The sequence below is a fragment of the Prevotella sp. 10(H) genome (assembly GCF_000711235.1).
Classification (GTDB): domain Bacteria; phylum Bacteroidota; class Bacteroidia; order Bacteroidales; family Dysgonomonadaceae; genus Dysgonomonas.
Genome location: NZ_JOMI01000003.1, coordinates 312,474 through 334,333, shown reverse-complemented (window position 1 = coordinate 334,333; position 21,860 = coordinate 312,474). Strand labels below are relative to the sequence as shown.

Below are 21,860 nucleotides of genomic sequence, written 5' to 3'. Positions count from 1 at the left end.
ATATGAAAAAAACGTTTTTTGCAGCGATTGCAGCAGGTATGCTTTTTGCAGCCTGTAACCCGACCGCTCCTGTGGGAAATCTCACAGAATCGGGTCTGGATAAGAAAAACTTCGAAACCGAATTGAACGGTAAGAAGACCGATCTGTATGTACTTACCAATCCTTCCGGAATGGAAGTATGCATTACCAATTACGGAGGCCGTATAGTATCTGTTATGGTTCCGGATAAGGAAGGAAAGAAAAAAGATGTAGTATTGGGCTTTGACTCTATACATGATTATATCACTATTTCCAATAATTACGGGGCATTGATCGGCCGTTACGGAAACCGTATCGGCAACGGTACTTTCGAAATCGACGGTAATAAATACGACCTGCCTAAAAATAATTTCGGGCATACACTGCACGGTGGTAACAGAGGCTTCGATACTCAGGTATTCGATGCAAATCTTGTATCCGACAATGTACTTGAACTGACTTATCTTTCTAAGGACGGCGAAGAGGGTTTCCCGGGCAATCTGAATGTAAAGGTTACTTATATCCTTAGCGAAGATAACGCTATACAGATCAAATATGAGGCGGAAACAGACAAGCCTACTGTAGTGAACCTGACAAACCATTCCTATTTCAATATGGATGGTGATCCTAATTCTACAAATACAGACTGGCTGCTTACTATACATGCCGATCAGTATACGCCGATAGATTCTACATTTATGACTACAGGTGAAATCCTGACTGTTGAAAGCACACCTATGGATTTCCGTACCCCTACTGCAATCGGCGCAAGAATTGACGATGCTACTTTCACTCAGCTGGTAAACGGTAAAGGTTACGACCACAACTGGGTACTGAATACAGGCGGTGATATCAGCAAGGTAGCTGCCACTCTGGAATCGCCTAAGACAGGTATTGTACTCGATGTATATACTACCGAGCCGGGAATGCAGTTCTATGCAGGCAACTTTATGGAAGGAACCGACAAAGGCAAAAAAGGTATTGTTTACAAACACCGCACTGCTGCATGTCTGGAAACACAAAAGTATCCTGACACTCCTAACAAGAAAGACTGGCCGACTACTACGCTTCGTCCGGGAGAAAAATATCAGAGCGAAACAATATTTAAATTCTCTGTGAAGAAATAAATACACACCTATAAGTAAGAAAAGCTATCCGTTACCGGATAGCTTTTCTTTTTTATAGCAAACACATAATTATGTCCACTAAAAGGAATGGCTAAAATATATCTAATGCAATCTGCAGATTTGCCTCATTATTTGCCGGATTGAACATTCCCATGACTGAAACAGGCAGTGTATAACTTCCCAGCTGTAGTTTTTTGGAGGCAGTAATATTAATGTTTACAATGCCTGCATCTTTGGCATAGAAGTTTGCATCCGTACCTTTTTCGGGATTCAGTGCAAAAGCACCTGCAACACCAAGGCTGACATCCACGACTTTACCTCTGAGTACAGGATAATCCATAGATACATAGGTAGAATAAAGATTTTTTTCGTTTAATGCTCCCCTATCGCGACCGAAAAAGATAGTCGCCCAGCTAATATTCAAAGGGAAATTACCCTGAAAACGGTATGCTAGGGAGATATCTATAAAATGTCCTGTTTCACGTGCACTGTAATTGAATACCTGCCTGTTATTATAGGTAGCATCCTTAGAGAAATTATAAATATCCCATACTGCTACAGTAAAGCCACTCTTAGAATACGAAACATAATAGTCGAATTCGCGATAGTCGCCCGTAAATCCTGCCCCACCCCATAAGCCGACTGCAAAACTGTTCGATTTGTCTTTGAAATGTAAATCGACTGCGCCCAAAGCCGTATTGGTCACCTGCAAACCGCGCCAGAGATGCATATTTTTCAGTTGTAAAGAAAAGTCGATAGGAGTATATTTTTCATCATTCTGAGCGACTGAACAGAGTGATGGTAATAAGCAAAATAGCAGAGCTAAAGTTGATAGTTTAAAGTGTTTCATGCGCAAAAAGATTATTGTTGTGAAGTAAAAATGTACTATAAAAGCTTTAAAATAAGACACTAAGTTACCTACCCGCACGCATGGAAGCATACAGGAAAATGATAACCAAACAATTATGATATATTGAAGATAGTTACTCTAACTAACTCAGAAGCGCGCCTTAAGCATTAAGAGCAATGTAAGCCAAAGCCGCAAGTGCTCCGCCGCAGATTGGTGCAACTACCGGCAGCCATGCATAACCCCAGTTGCTGTCTCTTTTGGCTTTTATTGGTAATATGGCATGAGCGATACGCGGCCCTAAGTCGCGGGCAGGGTTGATAGCATAGCCCGTAGTACCCCCTAACGACATACCGATAGCAACAATCAGTATGGCTACAGGCAACGGCCCGGCTATTTCCGCTCCGGCTGCATAGAGTATACCGAATACCAATGCAAAGGTACCGATTACTTCACTGAAAAAATTCGAAAACCAATTCTTGATAGCAGGGCTCGTGCAGAATACACTAAGTTTTGCATCTGCATTTTCTTCCGCATCGAAATGCGGCTTGTACATCAGGTATACAAGTGTGGCACCCAGAATAGCGCCGAGCATCTGTGCAATTATATATCCTATAACACTTCCTTTGAAACTGCCTGCTATAGCCAAACCTATAGTTACGGCAGGATTGAGATGAGCACCTGAATAAGGCGACGAGATAAAGGCTCCGACAAATACGGCAAAACCCCAGCCGAAAGCAATTACCACCCAGCCCGAACTATTGCCGAATGTTTTCTTTAATGAAACGTTGGCACATACGCCCGCACCAAAAAGTATCAGTATGGTAGTGCCTATAAATTCGAATAAAATATCCTGTCCCATGGTCTTAAAAAATTAAAAGGTTAATCAGTTTTGTGTAATATGTGTTGTCCGAATCTGGAGACTTAATGAAAATCTCACAAAGACTTTCATTAAGTCCGTATATAGAGTATTTAAGATCCTGTTGTATTTCTATGGCTATTTAATCCAAGACTGCGCCCTGTATATGGCCTCCGACCATTTACGTTTAGCGAGGTGCATGTCTATTTTCGGATCAGGCTTGAAGCGTGTATCTACATGCCACTGCTTTTTCACTTCTTCTAGATTTTCCCAAAATCCGACAGCCAGTCCGGCAAGATACGCAGCACCCAAGGCTGTGGTTTCTGTTGTTTGCGGGCGAATAACCGTTTCACCTAAAACATTTGCCTGAAACTGCATAAGCAGATCGTTTTTTGCTGCGCCGCCATCAACCCTTAGTTCTTTGAGGCCAAGCCCTGCATCCAATATCATGGCATTTACAACATCCATTGTCTGGTAAGCGATACCTTCAAGGGCTGCACGGGCAATATGAGCGGCTGTTGTACCCCTCGATATCCCCACAATAGTTCCACGGGCATATTGATCCCAGTATGGTGCTCCAAGTCCTGTAAGTGCAGGAACAAAGTATACATCGCCGCTATCGGGCACCTGCATGGCCAATTGCTCTACTTCCGATGATGAATTGATAACCTTCAGCCCGTCGCGCAACCACTGTACGATCGCACCGCCTACGAAGATACTTCCTTCAAGCGCATAGGTAGTTTTACCATTTATCTGCCATGCGATTGTAGTTACCAGATTATTTTTGGAAGCAACTGGCTCCTCTCCGGTATTCATAAGGATAAAGCACCCTGTGCCGTATGTGTTTTTTACCATTCCTTTGTCAACGCACATTTGTCCGAACAAAGCTGCCTGCTGATCGCCTGCTATTCCCGCAATAGGCACTTTCGATGCGAATATGGTTGTTTTTGTATGTCCGTATATTTCGCTGGAAGAACAAACTTTTGGCATCATACTCTTAGGTATGCCGAAAAGTTTCAATAATTCTTCATCCCATTCCAATTTATGAATATTGTACAGCATTGTACGGGATGCATTCGTTACGTCGGTAGAATGCACTTCACCTCTGGTAAGGCGCCATATTATCCATGTATCCACAGTACCGAATACGAGTTGCCCTTTTTCGGCTTTTTCTCTGGCTCCCTCTACATTATCGAGAATCCATTTTACTTTTGTAGCACTGAAATATGCATCTACTATAAGTCCTGTTTTTTCTTTAATAAAAGGTAAAAGCCCGTCGTTTTTCAATTTATCGCAATACTCGGATGTTCTGCGATCCTGCCATACAATAGCGTTGTATACCGGTTCGCCGGTTTCCCTATCCCAAACGATAGTCGTTTCACGTTGGTTTGTAATACCGATTGCCGCAATATTCGTTCCGTTTATGCCTATTTTTGTAATTGCCTCGGCAGCTACAGCTGCCTGTGAAGCCCAAATTTCGTGCGGGTCATGCTCAACCCATCCGCTTTGAGGAAATATCTGCGGAAATTCTTTTTGCGCCACCGAACGTATCTGACCTGTATGGTCGAAAACTATAGCCCGTGAGCTTGTCGTTCCTGCATCAAATGCTAAAATGTACTTTTCCATGCGTTGATATTAATTAGGTTATAAGATTCTATATATTATGTGGTTTGTAAGGGACCAAGAGGTAATGCTGCGCCAGATCGACAAATTCCTGTACCTGCATCTTTTCCCATTCAGTATCATGTCCGGCTTCTTTTGCCATGATTGCAGCTACCGCAGGTGCAATATCTATTGCCGCGCGTGCATCGAGGAAAGTAGCGCGTAACCTTCTCGATAAAACATCTTCAAGAGTTATTGCCATTTCTTCTCTTACCGCCCATACGACCTCCGCACCTGTATAATCGAAGCGCGGATGAAGCTTTTTGGCAAGTTCAGGCTGTTGTGCCTGCAGTTGTCTTATCTTTTCGTAATCACTACCGTATACATAGCTGAAATCCGATCTGTCGACAGTTTCTTTATATCCGTGTATCCGCAAATCGCGTGTCACGCAATCTTTGTGAGGCAAGTCGGCAATCTGCAATGCTTTATTTATTACGTCTTCCGCCATATCGCGGTAAGTAGTCCATTTCCCTCCGGTTATGGTTATCAGACCGCTATCGGAAATAACTATTTTATGACTACGCGAAATTTCTTTCGTTTTCTGTCCGTCTGCTCCTTTTTTCGGTGCAGCAAGAGGCCGTAAGCCTGCAAAGACAGACAAAACGTCTTCACGCCGCGGCTGTTTGGCTAGATACTGTCCGGCAGTCTTAAGTATAAATTCTATTTCCTGCTCCAATGCTTGCGGTTCCAACACAAATTCTTTCAACGGTGTGTCGGTTGTACCCAAAACAACCTTGTTATGCCAAGGCACACCGAACATCACACGTCCGTCGCTGGTTTTTGGTACCATGATAGCCGTATCACCTCCAAGGAAAGATTTATCTACTACAAGATGTACACCTTGGCTCGGGCGTACTATATTATCTTTTTCAGGAGCATCCATTTTCATCAGATCGTCCACGAATATTCCGGTAGCATTTATCACAGACTTCGCGTGAAGCGTATATGCCTGCTTACCTAATTCGTCAAAAACTTTAACGCCCGAAACTTTTCCTGCTCCATTCTTTGTCAAACCTGTTACTTTCACATAATTGGCAGCAACTGCTCCCTGCTCTATCGCAGTTTGCAGAAGATTGATAGCCATGCGCGAATCGTCGAATTGCCCGTCGTGATATACTACCCCACCCCGCAATCCGTTAGTGGATATCTGAGGGATTTCCTGCTCGACCGATTTCTTGCTCATCGGCAGCGAACGGCCCAAGCCTCGTTTGCCGGCTAATATATCATAAACAGTAAGGCCGATAGTGTAAAACGGTTTTTCCCACCATTTATAGTTACCGATGATAAAACGCTGGTCTTTGACAAGATGCGGTGCATTTTTCTTCATCAATCCTCTTTCCCGCAAAGCTTCTATTACAAGCCCTACATCCCCCTGTGCAAGATAACGGACTCCGCCATGCACGAGTTTTGTACTGCGGCTCGATGTTGCTTTTGTAAAATCTGCCTGCTCGACCAATACTACTTTAAAACCGCGTGAAGCAGCATCTACAGCTGAGCCAAGCCCTGTAGCTCCGCCACCTACTATAACAAAATCCCAAACAACGGATGCATCGGCTATTTGCCTTATATAACTATTTCGATCCATAATAAATATGTTTTTACTTATTGCAAAGATAATTATGTATTTGGAATAAACAAATAATTTCGAAACTTTTTATTGATAAAATAAAAATAAAACGAAATTATTCGAAACCATATCAACCGAAATCAAAAGTAATTCTGACAGGTTAATTATTGAATAAAGGGGAGATTTTATTATAATAACAATGATTTACGCGAAAAAGTTTCACCGTGCGCAATAATACTTTCCTGATTATTTTCCTATCTTTGCAAACAGGAACTATAATACATAGCTGATATGGGAAATATTGCAAAAAGACATAAGCACATACTGGAGCAACTGAAACAAGACGGGTATGTCAAAGTGCAGGAGTTAAGTAAGCAATTGGAAGTTTCGGAAGTTACGATTCGAAAAGATTTAAAATATCTCGAAAGCAAAAAGATGCTATATCGTAACCACGGTAGTGCCAGCAGCCTAAGTTCCATCATTGCAGACAAGCATATCGATGTAAAAGAAAAAATACAGATAGAAGAAAAACTACGGATTGCGAAAGCGGCCAACAGCCTGCTGGAACCGAATGATAAAATAATTATTGCTTCAGGCACAACACTGCTCACCTTTGCCGATGAAATAGATGTTGAGCAGAATATTACGGTAATTACTTCATCTGTAAAAGTATCTCTTACGCTTTGCTACAACCCTAATATAGAAGTCATACAACTGGGAGGAAATATGCGGAAGAACTCCGTTTCGGTAATAGGACACTATGCGGAAAATATACTGCAAAGCCTTTCCTGCAACAAGCTTTTCCTAGGGGTAGACGGGATAGACCTCGACTACGGGCTTACAACCAGCGATATGAGCGAAGCACGCATCAATCAGCAAATGATAGACGCAGCGCAGAAAATCATTGTACTAACCGATTCATCGAAATTCGGCAAACGTGGTTTCTGCAAAATATGCGATATTAATAAAATCCATCATATAATAACCGATACGAATGCTCCGGCCCATATTATAGATATGATAAGGGAAAGGGAAATAGAGGTCACATTAGTATAAACTTTTACCTGTGATATTTACGCGGATACCGGAATATAATAGCCGCTGTGGCAGCTATACCAAGTAGAAACGGATAATATAAATACGGTATTATTTCAATGGGATTTACTTTTGCCAGCCCTGCCGCAATGAGCAGTTGTGCCCCATAAGGTATCAACCCTTGCACGAAACAGGAAAAAGTATCGAGCAAACTGGCTATTTTCCTGCCATCCAAACCGAATTTATCACTTATATTTTTAGCAATAGGTCCGCTGATAATGAGTGCTATCGTATTATTTGCCGTACAAAGGTTTGTAAAAGAAACCAGTCCGGCAATGGAAAATTCAGCCGAACGCTTCGATTTGATATTCCGCGTCATTTTCTCTATCAGCCAGTCGATACCTCCATTAAAACGGATAAGCTCAAACATCCCACCTGCCATCAGCGAAACGATAATAAGTTCGCCCATATCCACTACTATGCCTTTACTCATAGCTGCAGTCCAGTCCCAAACGCCGAAGCCGCCTGTAACCAACCCTATTATTCCCGAAAGAATTATCCCCAAAGCAAGAACTGCCATTACGTTCATTCCTGCTAAAGCTGCTACCAGTACGGCAAGATATGGAAGAACTTTCAGCCATTCCACTTCATTAACCGCAACAGTTGCTGTTCCGGCCAGTTCCATACCCTGATAAATATAAATGCCCAACACAATCAAAACGACCGGTAAGACAATACGGATATTTACTTTAAACTTATCCTGCATCTTACAGCCCTGTGTACGCGTGGCTACAATCGTAGTATCGGAAATATAAGAAAGATTATCGCCGAACATTGCCCCTCCTACCACAACGCCCAGCATCATCGGCAGATCGATGCCTGTCTGCGAAGATACGCCCACTGCAATAGGCGCCAAGGCGGCAATCGTTCCGGTAGATGTTCCCATCGACATGGAAATGAAACATCCTGCAATAAACATACTTGCTAAAATTGTCTTCTCGGGTAACAAATACAACATCATATCCACTGTGGCATCTACCGCTCCCATAGCTTTGGCTGTTCCGGCAAAAGCACCTGCCAGAATAAATATGACAACCATCAGCATAATAGTTTCGTTGGCAGCGCCGCGGCAGAATTGCGTAATGCGATTGGAAAGCTTACCACCCTTCGAATATAAAACCGCAACAAGAGATGCCGTCATAAAAGCAACCGATACCGGCATCTGATACAGATCACCTGTAAATATAAAAGTAAGGGCATAAAGAAGAAAAAACACAGCTAATGGCATCAATGCCCAGCCTTTAGAGCGATACCATTTGTTATATCGGTTCATATTTGTCTGACAGATTTAATAAGCACGGGCAAAGGTAGTAATATTTTGCCATGCGATTAAAATCAAACTATCATAAAGAACGGAAACCTATCTTCCGGGACGTGGATGCGGTCGGTGTACCGGAATCGGCACAATTGCGTCTTCCTGATTAACCTCCACCAGTTTTCCATTCAGGAAATGTAACAAATAGTAATTAGAAGGAACTGCTTTATTTTCGTGTGCCATATAAATTGTATAACGCAGCACCTCTACATTCCCCTGTTCTGTTTTTGCCATAGAAGCAACCTCGTAATCGTTGCCTAATTTACCGATTACTTCCTGCTTTGTCATATCCAGTTGTACATGTTTTATACCGGATTGCAATGAAGCGCCACATGATACCATTACTATCGAAAGTAGAAAGAGTGCAAGTGTTATTTGTAGTAAGTTGTTTGTTTTCATAATGTTTTTTATAGGGTGTTATATAAATAGACCCACAAAATTAATATTAGTTTAATCATCAATATATAAAACGTACAATCTTTATCTATATTATGAGTCATTACTCGTCGCTCTTTGATATTTTATAAATAGCCAGAAAACATGGAAATCCGTTACTTTCGTTACTTTTTAACTATATATAGTTAAAGAATGTAAATTCTACAATTAGATACAAGTAAACGGTAAACAAGTAGACGAGTCTTTCAGCCCGTATCCCGTATCTTGTTTACTTGCCAACTGAAATTTCCGTTACTTTTGTTACCTTTTAACTAAATACAGTTAATATATGTAAACAAAAAGCCCCTTGGATTTTAAAGTCCAAAGAGCTTTTCTTCCGATTGATTAGTTTTTAGTTATTATACAACTCCTTGCGCTATCATTGCACGGGCTACTTTCATAAAGCCGGCAACGTTTGCACCTTTCACATAGTTGATGTACCCGTCATTGTCTTTACCATATTTCAGGCTCTGAGTATGTATATTTTTCATTATCTGGTGCAGTTTCTGGTCCACCTCTTCTGCAGTCCATTGTATATGCATGGCATTCTGGCTCATCTCCAGTCCCGAAGTAGCAACACCACCCGCATTCACCGCTTTACCCGGAGCAAACAGCACCTTCTTTTCGATGAAGAAGTCGACAGCCTCAGCGGTACACCCCATGTTGGAAACTTCGGCTACACAGGTAACCCCGTTGGCAAGTAATGCTTCGGCATCTTGGAGATTAAGTTCATTCTGGATCGCACAAGGCAAGGCAATATCGACTTTCTGTTCCCAAGGTTTCTTCCCCGGATAGAAAGTAGAATTCGGATACTTTTCGGCATAGGGTGCAACAATATCGTCGCCACTATTGCGAAGTTCCAGCATATATTCAATTTTTTCGCCACTAACCCCTTCCGGATCAAAAATATAACCGTCGGGGCCCGAAATAGTGATAACTTTTGCACCCAGTTCTGTAGCTTTCTTAACGGCACCCCATGCTACATTGCCGAATCCGGATATCGCCACGGTTTTACCGTTGAAATCTATATTCTTGGCTTTCAGCATTTCATTCACGAAATACAAGGCGCCGAAACCTGTAGCCTCAGGGCGAACAAGCGAGCCTCCGTATTCAAGGCCTTTTCCGGTAAATGTACCCGTATTTTCCCTGGCAAGCTTTTTATACATGCCGTATAAGTAGCCTATCTCGCGTGTACCGACACCGATATCACCGGCAGGAACATCTGTATCGGGACCTATATTACGCCACAATTCCAGCATGAATGCCTGACAGAAACGCATGATTTCGGCATTCGATTTTCCCCTCGGGCTGAAATCGGAACCGCCTTTCCCGCCACCCATTGGTAATGTAGTAAGCGCATTCTTGAAAGTCTGCTCGAATCCTAAAAATTTTAGAGTGGAGAGATTTACCGATGCATGAAACCGCAAACCGCCCTTGTAAGGGCCGATAGCGTTATTGAATTGTACTCGGTATCCGAGATTTACCTGTATGTCGCCTTTGTCATCCACCCACGCTACACGGAAAGTAAAAATACGGTCGGGTTCTACCAACCGCTCTATGATGCGGTTCTTTTCGAATTCGGGGTGTTGGTTATATACATCTTCGATAGATACAAGCACTTCTTTTACTGCTTGCAGAAATTCATTTTCGCCGGGGTGTTTTGCCTCCAACGCTGACAAAATGTTATTTATATTCATATATTTAACTATTAATCGGTAATTATGCTGTACAAATTTATTAATAATGTATTATTTCTAATCTTTTTTATCTTTATTTTTTCAGGAGTAAAATATGATATAAAACATATAATAAATAAGCTAAATCAGATTTCCGTATTTTTTGTTTTTAATTCTTACATTTGTTGTTCTCAATGCCAATAGTATGACCAATATTTACGAAATAGCAAATAGACTCAGAGCCGAGTCGAAACATCTTCCGATAAACAGAATCGAGCTTGAAGATGCACTGAATACACTTATCCACAGGGTTCTGTTCCCTATATGCGATCAGGAAAAATCGCGGGAAAAGAAACTCTACTATTTCTATTCGGTTCTTGTAGAAAACATCTCAGCACTTCTCGACAGAGAAAGAGCGGAAGAAACAGTGGACAAATTCATCTCCGGCCTGCCCGAACTGCAAGACCAGCTATTTGAAGAAGCAACGGTGTATTTCGAAAATGACCCGGCTGCCAAATCGATAGAAGAAGTTATTCTTACATATCCCGGTTTCTTTGCCCAAGTGGTGTATCGCATTTCGCATGAGTTTTACAAGATGAAAACACCTATTATACCTCGATTGTTCTCTGAATACGCTCATTCGAAAGTAGGTGTGGATATCAATCCCGGAGCGGAAATAGGGCATGCACTTTATATTGACCATGGTACGGGCATTGTCATCGGAGAAACAACCGTTATAGGTAATAATGTAAAAATATATCAGGGTGTCACTCTCGGCGCATTATTCGTAACAAAGAGTCTTGCAAATGAAAAACGTCACCCGACAATAGAAGATAATGTTGTTATATATGCGGGAGCAACCATTCTGGGGGGAAAAACAGTGGTAGGCCACGATTCCACTATCGGAGGTAATGCATGGCTGACCAAAAGCGTTGTTCCTTATTCTCTGGTACAACAAAATTCGGAAATAAGGATACATAATACGCTTGCATCAGGAGAGCATATTATCGATTTCAATATATAATACTGAAAGTTAAAGTATAGAGGTCGCATAACCAATATTTTTAATAACTTTACATCATAATAACTATCGTCGAAATGGGAACAGGAGCAAACAGAGATACATCTACATTAATTAAGGACACTTTTAAACAGGCTATCGATTGCTTAGCCCATGATTATAAAGGAAGTTCACTTACGGATATTTTCATTACCGTTGACAAAGAAAGCGGTGAAGTTGCCTTTTACGACGACGAAGAGAATAAAGTAGCTGAAATCGTAGTATTCAACTGGGTTGATAAAGTCGATGAATTGAGCGACGAAGTAGTTGCATCAGTATTACGCAATGTTACCGAACAACTGGATGATGAGGATATGTTCACATCACTTGATCTGTACAAGCCTTTTTCCGTGAATTATGCAGATGAAAACTTCGTTGTTATAGAAGAGCTTCTACTTATTTCGGAAGAATCTACTATAAAAATTGACAATGATCTGATGGAAAAATTCGACCGCGAGTTCGATGAATTTCTGGATCGTTTACTGAAAGAATGAGATCAGATCCTACTCTCAAAGTCCTACTCTTTTCCAAAGCATAAAATATTTGTCAATTAAGTTGCAAATAAAAAATATATAGCCTTACTTTGTATTTCAAAGTAGATATTATGGATACAAATCTGGATGACTTAAAACACATACGTTCCATGATGGAACGCTCAAGCAAGTTCCTTTCGATAAGCGGTATATCCGGTGTATTAGCCGGAACCTTTGCGATTATCGGGGCCATAGCAGCTCATTACATACTCGAAGGTGAGTTGTCTTTTACAGGATTCCTTGTATATGATCTGTCTATAATAGCAGCTATAGTGCTCATCTTAGCCGTTTCGGAAGGCCTGATCTTTTCAGCACGTAAGGCCAGGAAAGACAATGCTAAACTATGGCAGCCGGCCACATTGCAAATAGCTAAGGACTTTTGTATTCCATTAGCAGTAGGCGGAGTATTTTGTATCATCCTTATCATGCAGAATGCAACACATATGGTTGCTCCTGCAATGCTCGTCTTTTACGGATTGGCTCTTATTGCGGCAGGATCACGCACATATAAGGACATAAAGATATTAGGCGCATGCGAAATTATCCTAGGACTTCTTGCCGGAATATATGTATATAACGGCTTACTCTTCTGGGCAATCGGCTTTGGTGTTTTACATATTGTATATGGCATCCTCATCTACTACAAATATGACATGAAGTCGGCTAAAAACGGTTGAGTATGAAAGATATTATATCAGGATTGAATAAGGTCTTCGACAGCCGTGTACGCCTTGGCATCATGTCGGTACTGATGGTAAATGACAGCGTAGACTTCAATACAATGAAGGAATTGCTGGATGTTACCGATGGAAATCTGGCGAGTCATCTCAAAGCTCTGGAAAAAGAAGAGGTGATCGAAGTAAAGAAGCAATTCATAGGCCGAAAACCCAATACCTCTTATCAGGTCTCAGAACTGGGAAGAAGGCTATTTAAAGAACATATCGACGCACTTGAAAAATTAATTAATCCTTTACCATAATTTTTTTTATCATTATACTTTGAAATTCAAAGAACTTTTATTTATATAAATTAGAACTCATGAAAACAAATTTTGGAATTAATACCGACATGCTCATTGTGAAGATTGTTGTTGTAGCAGTACTGATATTAGTAATGCTGATACCTATCACAATGATACAAGGCCTGATAGAAGGCAGGGAACAAAACCAGCAGGATGCTCAGAATGATATCACAAATAAATGGGGCGGAACCCAACGTATTACCGGACCAATATTGGTGTTACCCTACGAAACGGTAACAGATAAGAACAAAAATCCAATAACAGCGTACGCTTATTTTCTCCCCGCTTCTTTCAATGTCGACGGCAGTATCAATACTGAAGACCGCTCCCGCACTATGTATAACACGCTTGTTTTTCAATCGGATATGCAGATCAATGGTAAGTTCAGCTTGCCCGATTATGCAAAGTTGAATATAAGGCCCGAACAAATCAAATGGAAGGATGCATTTATTCTTCTAGGCATTCCTTATCTGCAAGGGATAAGGGACAAAATAGAATTTGAGATGAATGGTAAAAAACTATCAGTACAGCCGGGTGTCAAAAACAATAGTATTATAGATTCGGGTGTGACTATCGCCATGCCAATCGATACCTCTGTATCCAACTATGATTTCAAATTCAACCTGCCACTGAACGGCAGCCGAGGGCTATATTTCACAGCAGTTGGAAAAGAAAACAAAATACATCTTAAATCACCGTGGAAAACAGTTTCATTCGACGGTGATTTCCTTCCCAGCAAACGTGTCATAAACGACGAAGGCTTTGATGCCAACTGGAATGTATTTGACTACAATCGCAATTATGTGCAAATGTGGACAGGAAGCAACGATATACTCAAATCATCTGCCCTGGGAGTAGACCTCAAATATCCGGTTGATAAATATCAGATGACTATGCGCTCGGTAAAATATGCAATTATGTTCATTGCACTTACTTTCGTCGTATTCTTCCTTGTGGAACTGTTGAGCAGAAAGCGGATACATCCCGTTCAATACTTGTTGGTCAGTTGCGCGCTTGTATTGTTTTATACGCTTCTACTTGCCATATCGGAACATATCAGCTTCGGATTATCCTATCTAATTTCAGCAATTGCGACCACACTTCTGATAACGGCCTATTCCACTACCATGTTCCGGAATATAAAGCAAACAGCCATGATGGGTGTATTTCTTAGTGTGCTGTATGTATACCTATACATTATTCTGCAACAGGAAAATATGGCATTGCTCTTCGGTGCAATAGGATTATTTGTAGCACTTGCAATTGTCATGTTTGTACTTCGCAAAGTAGATTGGTATAAAGATGAAGAAGTAGAACAGTGCGAAATTACAGAAGGAATAAGTGAAGAAATACCTCCGCAATATATACCGAATAATGAAAATTCCGATAATATGAATTGAGTTTAGTCTCCTTTGAATCAATGAGGGTGTAGGTGTAAATCCTATATTGCTCTGCACCCTCTATTAGATTTGCATATATTAACTATATATAGTTAAAAGGTAACAAAAGTAATGAGCAAATTAGTAAATGTGCCTATGTGCCAATGAAAAGCGAAAAAGCATTCACTCATTACTCATAATTATTTCACATTAATTAATCATATTTAGTTAAAAGGTAACGAAAGTAACGTTTTTCAATGTACAATGGAAAGTTGATAATTGACAACGAGAAACGAAAACTTGTAACTTGTAACCACCCATATGGCGAAGTAACTTGTAATTAATATCATTTCAAAGAGCTATCAGCTAAAGGCTATCCGCTTAAATTATATAGATAAATTTAATCCCAATTTAAAACAATGAAGGTAATGGAAAAACAACTATTATTAAAAATCAGAGCACTAACTGCATTTTATATTTTTGCATTATTATTCTGGGGTATAACAGCTTTTCCTTTAGAAAGTGAAATAAGGATTGTCTGCGAAATCTTAGGCATATCACCGGAAGCTTCACCCGATACTTATGAAGACCTTAAAGGATGGATAGCCACTATCACAAATGCCGTCGTAAATACAAACCGTGATTATCCATTCCTTGCTTATGGCACCGACTGGCTGGCCTTCTCTCATCTGGTTATCGCCGTTGCCTTTATAGGGCTATATATGAAACCTGTAAGGAATATCTGGATTGTCTATTTCGGAATGATAGCCTGTATAGGTGTTATTCCTGTTGCATTAATTTGCGGAGCAGTAAGGGATATTCCTTTATGGTGGAGAATTGTTGATTGCTCGTTTTGCTTATTTGGGATTATACCCCTTTATCTTTTACATATGTATATAAAAAGATTGGAAAAACTCATTGATTACAAACCTTCGAAGTATTGAAACAAGGCAATTGCAAAGTGCAATTAGTTAATTAAAGTTAAATACAAATATTTTTCTATTTAATAAAATATTGATTATAAACAATATAGTCAATATTTTATTTTTTGACATAGTATTATGTATTGCATAGTACTATTATTTATTTATATATTTGCAATACAAACAACATGGTATAGGATAATAAATGGTATTAAATAATAGTATGTCATGAAAAAGGTTATAGAAGTCAGTATAGGAAGCATTAATTTCACAGTGGAAGACGATGCTTATTACAGATTGAAAGAATATCTGAGACGATTTGAAGAAACTATCTCCGATAAGCAGGAAGCCAAAGAAGTCATGGAAGATGTGGAAGCACGGGTAGCGGAAATATTCCAGAAAGAAATGAAATTTTCAAATCAGGTTGTGGATATGAAGCTCGTACAGGTAGTTATCGACCATCTCGGAGAAATAGAAAACAATGAACCGGAACCGAATGCCGGATCAACAAGATCGGCAGGCTACAATCAGGAATATGAATATACCAAGGGAAGCAAAAGATTCTACAGGGATATGGACGAAAAGATGATCGCCGGCGTATGTAGCGGTATCGCAACTTACACAGGAGTAGACGTAACCATCATAAGGCTCATATTCGTAGCACTGGCCTTTGCATATGGAACTGCCATACTTGCATATTTAATTCTCTGGATTGTATCGCCACGCGCTATTACTATAGCACAGAAACTGGAACTGAGAGGCTATGCGCCTACTGCAGATAATATCAGGAAATTTACCTCACAACGCAAATAAAATATAAGCTGTATGGAAACTATAAACGTAGACAATATAAAAGCTCAGATGCGCAAAGGGATACTCGAATATTGTATTCTCAGCATCTTATCGAAAGGCGATGCATATGTATCGGCCATCATAAACGAACTGAAAGAATCGGAAATGATCGTTGTAGAAGGTACACTTTATCCTCTTCTTACACGACAGAAAAATCAGGGATTGCTTAGTTACCGATGGGAAGAATCCACACAGGGGCCTCCGCGCAAGTACTATGCTATAACAGACAAAGGACGCGCCGTACTCGAAGAACTGGATCTCGTATGGACAGACCTTGTCAGAGTAATAGACAATATCCGAAACAAATAAAACCATAATACGATGAAACCGACAATAAGAGTAAGCATAGGCGGACTGGCATTCAATCTTGAAGAAGATGCCTATTCTGTTCTCAATAATTACCTCAAGGCACTCAGGATGCATTTCAGCGGCAATCCCGAAGCCGAAGAGATAATTGCAGATATAGAATCGCGCCTCAGTGAATTATTGCAGATCAGAATCAACTCCAATGACGGCGTGGTATCTTTAGCCGACGCTCAGGAAATCATAAAAATCATGGGCAACCCTAAGGATTTCGATGCTGCCATCTATCAGGATGCAAACGAAGAAGGCGCTCCTGTAAAGGGAGACCCTGAATATACGGATAAGGATGATCCTTCTCAAAGCATATTTAAGAAAAAGCTATACCGCGATGCAAATAATAAAATACTTGGAGGAGTATGCAGTGGCTTCGGACACTATTTCAAAATCGACCCGACTGCCATACGTATTATACTTGCGGGATTGGTAATTATCCTTTTCAGCTTTTTCTCTTTCAAGGGAGCCGTCACTATCATCATCGGCTATCTGATATTATGGCTGATTATGCCGACAGCCCGTACTTTCACCCAGAAGCTGTCCATGTCGGGAGCCGACCCTTCTATTGAAAACATTCAAGATCGTACTCATGCACCTCAGCGGAAATACAGGGGAAGTGCACTGGGCACCCTATTGAATATATTTATCAATATAATTATAGGTTTTATTGCGTTAACCGTTTTCCTTACGCTATTCGGATTGCTCGCATCATTAATTTGGCTACATTTCGATACGGAAATATTGAATGCTAACAACTATCTGGTGCTACTTGGATATAACTCCATTAACCTGAAAATTGCTGTAATACTGGCACTTTGTCTACCACTGGTTGCATTGCTTAGTTTACTGATGAAAGTTTTATTCCGTTCGGCATTTACACAACGGACAATGTTCAGCTTTATAATCGGACTGTTCATCTGGGTAGGTTCATTATTCTACATCGGAAACAAAAGTGTAAAATTTGCACACGGTCACAGGCAACAAGAAGATGCGATAGAAAATGTCGCTGTTAATACAAAATCCGATACACTTATTATAAGGCTTGGAGATGATTACAGGCATATGAACCAACAGCCGCAAAATCCCGCTGTATTTTACAGAGGCGAGAAAATGAAAGACAGGGAAGTATGTATTCTTCCGAGAGTGAAAGTATTGGAAGATTCATTACTGACAGGCTATAAAGTGGAAATCAAAAAAAATGATTTTGCCGACAATGATATTACAGCCAGACGAAAAGCTGAAAATCTACAACTGGACTATAGTCTCAATGACTCACTAATGGTCATTAATCCTAAATGGTACGACAATGACGACAAATGGAACCTTGAAACATTCGACGTAGTCATTACAACTCCCGCGAATAAAAAGGTACTCATTGAGGGACCTCTTAAAAATTCATATAATTCCAAACCTTTTAGATTGAAATATTATGGTCGCCATGGTTATAATTACCATTTTAATTTTGATTGAAATAATAAGCAGAATAGTTTCTTGTTTTTGATAATAGACAGTGATAAAATCCATATCACAACAGTCGGGCAAAAAACTTTCATTTTTGCCCGATTTTTCACTAAAAAAACACAACAATTTTGTTACATTTTCCGTTTATATTATGTAATTTTGCAAAATAACCTTAATTATTAGGTTATGAAAGGTAAATATAGATATTTTTTCTTAATATTAGTGATTGCCCTCGGGTTTCTGATACAATCATGCGACAGGGAAGATAGTTCCTATACTAAAAATGTAGAGGGACATTGGATTCATGCAGGGACAAAAGCTGAAGTATATGTTACCGAGCCGTCTTTGAAACAGCCCATAGAAGACTATATCAAAAACAGATACAAAGAAAATAATGTCAGCTACGAATTTAAGAATGACAGGACATACTATTTTTACCAAAACTATTCCGAGCCGTTAAAAGGCATCTACAAAACAATAGACAAAAGCTATTATCAGATCGACGATCTGCGTGGAGAAAAATCTGTTGTCCGTGAAGATTCCAGCCTCTATGTTGTATCAGATGTAAGAGAAGAAGTAGCTAAGGAATTGAAGCTAGATAAAAACAAGATACTTAAAGCTAACGCTATGGATATTTTTGAACGAGGATTATTTCCTAATCAGTAGTTAACAAAGAAAATTATTTCTGCACTGCATTCCCGTTGCCAAAACATTGCCCAAAGCCCTGCAAAGATTTCATTTTATTCATTTATAGTAAATTATTATTACAATAATATAGACTTTTATTAAAAAATCAAAAAAGTGTCAGCAAATGTAACACTTTCGATTTTTTTACGTTTAAATTTATAAAGAACAAAGTAAAACACATTATTACTTTTTATTTTAGATAAAAATAACACTACGAATCTGGAACACTTATCCGTGAGGATAGGTGTTCCTACTTTATATATCAACAAATGCAGAGATGTAACAAGATTTGAAGCCTTTATTATATTTTTTTTTAATATCTTTGCTGAATCCGAGACATCAAGGTTCATTAATGTCATCTATTTTTATATGAGCAAGACAACAAACGCAACGTTACAAGTGATATATACGAAATTTCATTTTGCCATTATACTTATCGCACTTTCTATATTCGTTTCATCCTGTAATCTTTTCGATAAAGAGATAAAACAGGATAAGCATATTGCTGAGTTCAGGCACAAGATGAACAGGATAGTAGACAGTCTGGACAATCAGAAAGAACGCATAACTGCCCTCACATCGATATTGGAGCAAATCCATGCAGATGAAGACCTCATCACTCCCCGCAAGAAAAATATCTTGCTTATCGAAGCGAATACGATCATCTGCAACGAATACCTCAATATTGAAAACTATAAAAAAGCTATCGATCATACAAATACGATAATAGCTATAGACTCTACATCTCCCAAAGGATTTTACAGCAGAGGTTGCATCTACCAAATGCTGGATGAAGACAGCCTAGCAATACTTGATTACACTAAAGCCGTAAGCTTAAATTCGGACTATTCGGATGCATACTACAACAGAGGCATTATATATGAAGGGCTTGGCAATTACGATAAGGCGCTCAACGATTACAGCAAAGCTATCAAACTGAACCCTTCTTATGTTATCGACATATACAATAACAGAGGCAATACCTATTTGGCGAAAGATGCTTACGACAAGGCTATTTCCGACTATAATAAAGTTATCGCCATAGATACTACAAATGTAAAAGCATACAGCAACAGGGCCGGAGCTTACATGATGCAAAAAGATTTTGACAAGGCCTTGGCAGACTGCAATAAAGCCATAGCGCTCGATTCTACAAACGTCAATGCTTACAGAAAACGGGCAGCGATATACGAAGAAGAAAAGAAATACAACGAAGCACTGAGCGATTACGAAAGAATATTAGACCTCGATCCGAAAAACAAACTCGACACACACGAAGCCATTAATAAGGCTATAAAGAGACTAAAACCTCTCGCCCGCAAAAGGTAAACCTGAATAATTTACTTGTAGCGGTAATGCCCTGTTATTTTAAAACTGAAAAGACAATCTTCCAAGACTTGACCCCGTCCGATATTGTGAACTATTAATGGGCGTTTATTATCCCGCGACATACGGTCGGTTACTATCCCTATATGGTTTATTCCTCCGCCCAGATCCCATGTAACAATATCTCCGGGCAGGTAATCACTGCCCTTGTCAGATATTTTCAATACTGTCCCGAAACGCGAAAAGAATAATGCCTGATTAGGCACCCTGCGGTGATCGATATTCCTATCGGTTCCTTTCAATCCCCAATTCTTTGGATATTTACTGAAATTCGCCCTCATATCCAAATGTATTTTCTGCTGCAGGTCTATACCCAGCTTTCGGTATGCCCTGATGACGACATCGGTACATACTCCTTTATCTGCCGGAACATCACCATTTGGATAGGGTATAGTAAAATAACGTGGGTCGTAGGTGACTTTATCATTTGTCAGTTCGATGGCAGCCGACGATAACCGCTTATAGAAGTCTCCGTCCTGAGCAAAAAAGCCAATACTAAGCGAGGTTAGTATAAGTATTAATAATCCTCTTTTCATAAATGTAATTATTAAATAATAAATTAGTTTCTTCTAAGAGGCGCCCCCACCCTTTCGTCACTAAATACATTCATTTTTTCAAGGCTATCCAGAAAAGACGACACTGTAGTTCTCCATTCTTTAGGATACCTGATGAGATAAGACTGATGATGAGATTCCGGAAATATCTTCATCTTCTTATATTTATCTGCAATATTATTAAATATACTTTCGGTTTCCGCTTCAGGTATATACTGATCTTTACCTCCACACATCAGCAATGCCGGCACATAAATTTTTACGGCATATTCCTCCGGATTATTTCCGAACGCATCGAATCCATTTATAGCACCAAACCAAAAGGTAAACAATTGTGCTACAGGGAAACGTGGCATATTCATTTTATCTATCCGCATTCCGACTGTTCCCTTGAATGTTGCATAGGGTGCTTCCAATATAACTGCTTTTACCAGAAGATCATAATCATGCTGGGCTTTCATAATAGCGGCTGCACCCATTGAAAATCCTGTCAGAATTATATTTTCTTCTTTTAGTTCTGTGATGGCGTATTCATGTGCAGCTTTTACGTTTTCCGCTTCCAGATATCCCATGGTAGTCTGGTCACCATAAGAATTTCCCGCACCCATAAGGTTCACCAGTAATACATCGTAGCCCATATCCAGAAATACATCTGCTCTGTCGAGCATAGATGATTTCTCATCCATATATCCATGAAAAGCAATTACCAGTCCCCGTTTAAGAGAATCGGTATGCAACAGCCATGCATCGAGCTTCTTTCCCTCTTCCTGAACAATACACAAGGAGTCGTAAGCATGTACGGGATAACCCTTTGTATGGGGCTTGGGTAAATCCAATCCGCACAAGCCGATTTTGATCGATTCAAAAAAAGTTGGTTTATAATCGGGCATAATCGGCACTGCATCCTCATCGAAATGAGAAAGACTATGTGCCTGTATAATAATAACAATATTCATTAGGATAAATATTGTTATTATTGCAATAAGACCTGCTTTCAGGATTTTCTTAAATTTCATTCTGATTCTATGTATGCCTGAAAACTACGG

At 39.9% G+C, this 21,860-nt stretch carries 22 protein-coding genes; 13 read left to right on the top strand and 9 right to left on the bottom strand.

What is annotated here, in order from left to right; genetic code table 11:
- The first annotated feature begins 2 nt into the window (after positions 1–2).
- Positions 3–1,145, top strand: a complete 1,143-nt coding sequence (locus K348_RS0106865) for an aldose epimerase family protein (RefSeq protein WP_029904226.1) — start codon at positions 3–5, stop codon at positions 1,143–1,145.
- Between the two features lie 91 nt (positions 1,146–1,236).
- Here K348_RS0106865 and K348_RS0106860 read toward each other — a convergent pair whose 3' ends face one another.
- The 4 genes from K348_RS0106860 to K348_RS0106845 form a co-directional block, all read right to left on the bottom strand.
- On the bottom strand, positions 1,237–1,995 hold the full coding sequence (locus K348_RS0106860) for a hypothetical protein (RefSeq protein WP_029904225.1): 759 nt from the start codon (positions 1,993–1,995) through the stop codon (positions 1,237–1,239).
- 160 nt (positions 1,996–2,155) lie between these two features.
- Positions 2,156–2,854 carry an MIP/aquaporin family protein gene (locus K348_RS0106855; RefSeq protein WP_029904224.1) on the bottom strand — a complete coding sequence of 233 codons (699 nt, stop codon included), beginning with the start codon at positions 2,852–2,854 and terminating at the stop codon, positions 2,156–2,158.
- A 135-nt stretch (positions 2,855–2,989) separates the two neighbouring features.
- Positions 2,990–4,477, bottom strand: coding sequence for a glycerol kinase GlpK (gene glpK, locus K348_RS0106850; protein ID WP_029904223.1), 1,488 nt, complete (start codon positions 4,475–4,477; stop codon positions 2,990–2,992).
- A 28-nt stretch (positions 4,478–4,505) separates the two neighbouring features.
- Positions 4,506–6,098, bottom strand: a complete 1,593-nt coding sequence (locus K348_RS0106845) for a glycerol-3-phosphate dehydrogenase/oxidase (RefSeq protein ID WP_029904222.1) — start codon at positions 6,096–6,098, stop codon at positions 4,506–4,508.
- A 273-nt stretch (positions 6,099–6,371) separates the two neighbouring features.
- Between K348_RS0106845 and K348_RS0106840 the strand changes: the two genes are divergently transcribed.
- Positions 6,372–7,136: a DeoR/GlpR family DNA-binding transcription regulator gene (locus K348_RS0106840; RefSeq protein ID WP_029904221.1), complete on the top strand. Its 765-nt coding sequence runs from the start codon at positions 6,372–6,374 to the stop codon at positions 7,134–7,136.
- Positions 7,137–7,140: 4 nt separating this feature from the next.
- Here K348_RS0106840 and K348_RS0106835 read toward each other — a convergent pair whose 3' ends face one another.
- The 3 genes from K348_RS0106835 to gdhA form a co-directional block, all read right to left on the bottom strand.
- Positions 7,141–8,448: a Na+/H+ antiporter NhaC family protein gene (locus tag K348_RS0106835; RefSeq protein WP_029904220.1), complete on the bottom strand. Its 1,308-nt coding sequence runs from the start codon at positions 8,446–8,448 to the stop codon at positions 7,141–7,143.
- Between the two features lie 87 nt (positions 8,449–8,535).
- Positions 8,536–8,889: a hypothetical protein gene (locus K348_RS0106830; protein ID WP_029904219.1), complete on the bottom strand. Its 354-nt coding sequence runs from the start codon at positions 8,887–8,889 to the stop codon at positions 8,536–8,538.
- A 395-nt stretch (positions 8,890–9,284) separates the two neighbouring features.
- Complete coding sequence (gene gdhA, locus K348_RS0106825; protein ID WP_029904218.1) at positions 9,285–10,622, bottom strand: NADP-specific glutamate dehydrogenase; 1,338 nt, start codon at positions 10,620–10,622, stop codon at positions 9,285–9,287.
- A gap of 184 nt (positions 10,623–10,806) precedes the next feature.
- Between gdhA and epsC the strand changes: the two genes are divergently transcribed.
- The 11 genes from epsC (at position 10,807) to K348_RS0106765 (ending at position 20,203) form a co-directional block, all read left to right on the top strand.
- Positions 10,807–11,625: a serine O-acetyltransferase EpsC gene (gene epsC, locus K348_RS0106820; RefSeq protein ID WP_029904217.1), complete on the top strand. Its 819-nt coding sequence runs from the start codon at positions 10,807–10,809 to the stop codon at positions 11,623–11,625.
- Positions 11,626–11,699: 74 nt separating this feature from the next.
- Positions 11,700–12,155, top strand: a complete 456-nt coding sequence (locus K348_RS0106815) for a hypothetical protein (RefSeq protein WP_029904216.1) — start codon at positions 11,700–11,702, stop codon at positions 12,153–12,155.
- Positions 12,156–12,265: 110 nt separating this feature from the next.
- On the top strand, positions 12,266–12,871 hold the full coding sequence (locus K348_RS0106810) for a hypothetical protein (protein ID WP_029904215.1): 606 nt from the start codon (positions 12,266–12,268) through the stop codon (positions 12,869–12,871).
- Positions 12,872–12,873: 2 nt separating this feature from the next.
- Positions 12,874–13,173: a transcriptional regulator gene (locus K348_RS0106805; protein WP_029904214.1), complete on the top strand. Its 300-nt coding sequence runs from the start codon at positions 12,874–12,876 to the stop codon at positions 13,171–13,173.
- Positions 13,174–13,232: 59 nt separating this feature from the next.
- A complete protein-coding gene (creD, locus tag K348_RS0106800) occupies positions 13,233–14,615 on the top strand; it encodes a cell envelope integrity protein CreD (RefSeq protein WP_029904213.1) in 1,383 nt (460 codons plus the stop codon).
- A 407-nt stretch (positions 14,616–15,022) separates the two neighbouring features.
- Positions 15,023–15,538 carry a hypothetical protein gene (locus tag K348_RS0106795; protein ID WP_231496754.1) on the top strand — a complete coding sequence of 172 codons (516 nt, stop codon included), beginning with the start codon at positions 15,023–15,025 and terminating at the stop codon, positions 15,536–15,538.
- A 207-nt stretch (positions 15,539–15,745) separates the two neighbouring features.
- A complete protein-coding gene (locus K348_RS0106790) occupies positions 15,746–16,330 on the top strand; it encodes a PspC domain-containing protein (protein WP_029904211.1) in 585 nt (194 codons plus the stop codon).
- A gap of 12 nt (positions 16,331–16,342) precedes the next feature.
- Entirely contained in the window at positions 16,343–16,678 is a 336-nt protein-coding gene (locus K348_RS0106785) for a PadR family transcriptional regulator (protein ID WP_029904210.1), read from the top strand.
- Positions 16,679–16,690: 12 nt separating this feature from the next.
- Positions 16,691–18,196 carry a PspC domain-containing protein gene (locus tag K348_RS0106780; protein ID WP_029904209.1) on the top strand — a complete coding sequence of 502 codons (1,506 nt, stop codon included), beginning with the start codon at positions 16,691–16,693 and terminating at the stop codon, positions 18,194–18,196.
- Between the two features lie 177 nt (positions 18,197–18,373).
- Positions 18,374–18,853: a hypothetical protein gene (locus tag K348_RS0106775; RefSeq protein WP_029904208.1), complete on the top strand. Its 480-nt coding sequence runs from the start codon at positions 18,374–18,376 to the stop codon at positions 18,851–18,853.
- 390 nt (positions 18,854–19,243) lie between these two features.
- Positions 19,244–20,203: a tetratricopeptide repeat protein gene (locus K348_RS0106765; protein WP_029904206.1), complete on the top strand. Its 960-nt coding sequence runs from the start codon at positions 19,244–19,246 to the stop codon at positions 20,201–20,203.
- Positions 20,204–20,214: 11 nt separating this feature from the next.
- Here the strand turns inward: K348_RS0106765 and K348_RS0106760 are convergent, their stop codons facing one another.
- Both K348_RS0106760 and K348_RS0106755 read right to left on the bottom strand, forming a co-directional pair.
- A complete protein-coding gene (locus K348_RS0106760) occupies positions 20,215–20,796 on the bottom strand; it encodes a DUF1287 domain-containing protein (RefSeq protein ID WP_029904205.1) in 582 nt (193 codons plus the stop codon).
- 23 nt (positions 20,797–20,819) lie between these two features.
- Positions 20,820–21,830 (bottom strand): alpha/beta hydrolase, encoded by a 1,011-nt coding sequence (locus K348_RS0106755; RefSeq protein WP_029904204.1) that lies wholly within the window; start codon positions 21,828–21,830, stop codon positions 20,820–20,822.
- Positions 21,831–21,860 lie beyond the last annotated feature (30 nt).

Bases quoted from the DNA above. Each gene is read 5' to 3' on its own strand.
- K348_RS0106845 (WP_029904222.1), bottom strand. From the start codon at position 6,098: ATGGATCGAAATAGTTATATAAGGCAAATAGCCGATGCATCCGTTGTT.
- K348_RS0106790 (WP_029904211.1), top strand. From the start codon at position 15,746: ATGAAAAAGGTTATAGAAGTCAGTATAGGAAGCATTAATTTCACAGTG.
- K348_RS0106755 (WP_029904204.1), bottom strand. From the start codon at position 21,830: ATGAAATTTAAGAAAATCCTGAAAGCAGGTCTTATTGCAATAATAACA.
- K348_RS0106795 (WP_231496754.1), top strand. From the start codon at position 15,023: ATGGAAAAACAACTATTATTAAAAATCAGAGCACTAACTGCATTTTAT.
- epsC (WP_029904217.1), top strand. From the start codon at position 10,807: ATGACCAATATTTACGAAATAGCAAATAGACTCAGAGCCGAGTCGAAA.
- creD (WP_029904213.1), top strand. From the start codon at position 13,233: ATGAAAACAAATTTTGGAATTAATACCGACATGCTCATTGTGAAGATT.
- K348_RS0106765 (WP_029904206.1), top strand. From the start codon at position 19,244: ATGAGCAAGACAACAAACGCAACGTTACAAGTGATATATACGAAATTT.
- K348_RS0106760 (WP_029904205.1), bottom strand. From the start codon at position 20,796: ATGAAAAGAGGATTATTAATACTTATACTAACCTCGCTTAGTATTGGC.
- K348_RS0106860 (WP_029904225.1), bottom strand. From the start codon at position 1,995: ATGAAACACTTTAAACTATCAACTTTAGCTCTGCTATTTTGCTTATTA.
- K348_RS0106805 (WP_029904214.1), top strand. From the start codon at position 12,874: ATGAAAGATATTATATCAGGATTGAATAAGGTCTTCGACAGCCGTGTA.
- K348_RS0106775 (WP_029904208.1), top strand. From the start codon at position 18,374: ATGAAAGGTAAATATAGATATTTTTTCTTAATATTAGTGATTGCCCTC.
- K348_RS0106785 (WP_029904210.1), top strand. From the start codon at position 16,343: ATGGAAACTATAAACGTAGACAATATAAAAGCTCAGATGCGCAAAGGG.
- glpK (WP_029904223.1), bottom strand. From the start codon at position 4,477: ATGGAAAAGTACATTTTAGCATTTGATGCAGGAACGACAAGCTCACGG.
- K348_RS0106840 (WP_029904221.1), top strand. From the start codon at position 6,372: ATGGGAAATATTGCAAAAAGACATAAGCACATACTGGAGCAACTGAAA.
- K348_RS0106780 (WP_029904209.1), top strand. From the start codon at position 16,691: ATGAAACCGACAATAAGAGTAAGCATAGGCGGACTGGCATTCAATCTT.
- K348_RS0106855 (WP_029904224.1), bottom strand. From the start codon at position 2,854: ATGGGACAGGATATTTTATTCGAATTTATAGGCACTACCATACTGATA.
- K348_RS0106865 (WP_029904226.1), top strand. From the start codon at position 3: ATGAAAAAAACGTTTTTTGCAGCGATTGCAGCAGGTATGCTTTTTGCA.
- K348_RS0106810 (WP_029904215.1), top strand. From the start codon at position 12,266: ATGGATACAAATCTGGATGACTTAAAACACATACGTTCCATGATGGAA.
- K348_RS0106815 (WP_029904216.1), top strand. From the start codon at position 11,700: ATGGGAACAGGAGCAAACAGAGATACATCTACATTAATTAAGGACACT.
- K348_RS0106835 (WP_029904220.1), bottom strand. From the start codon at position 8,448: ATGAACCGATATAACAAATGGTATCGCTCTAAAGGCTGGGCATTGATG.
- gdhA (WP_029904218.1), bottom strand. From the start codon at position 10,622: ATGAATATAAATAACATTTTGTCAGCGTTGGAGGCAAAACACCCCGGC.
- K348_RS0106830 (WP_029904219.1), bottom strand. From the start codon at position 8,889: ATGAAAACAAACAACTTACTACAAATAACACTTGCACTCTTTCTACTT.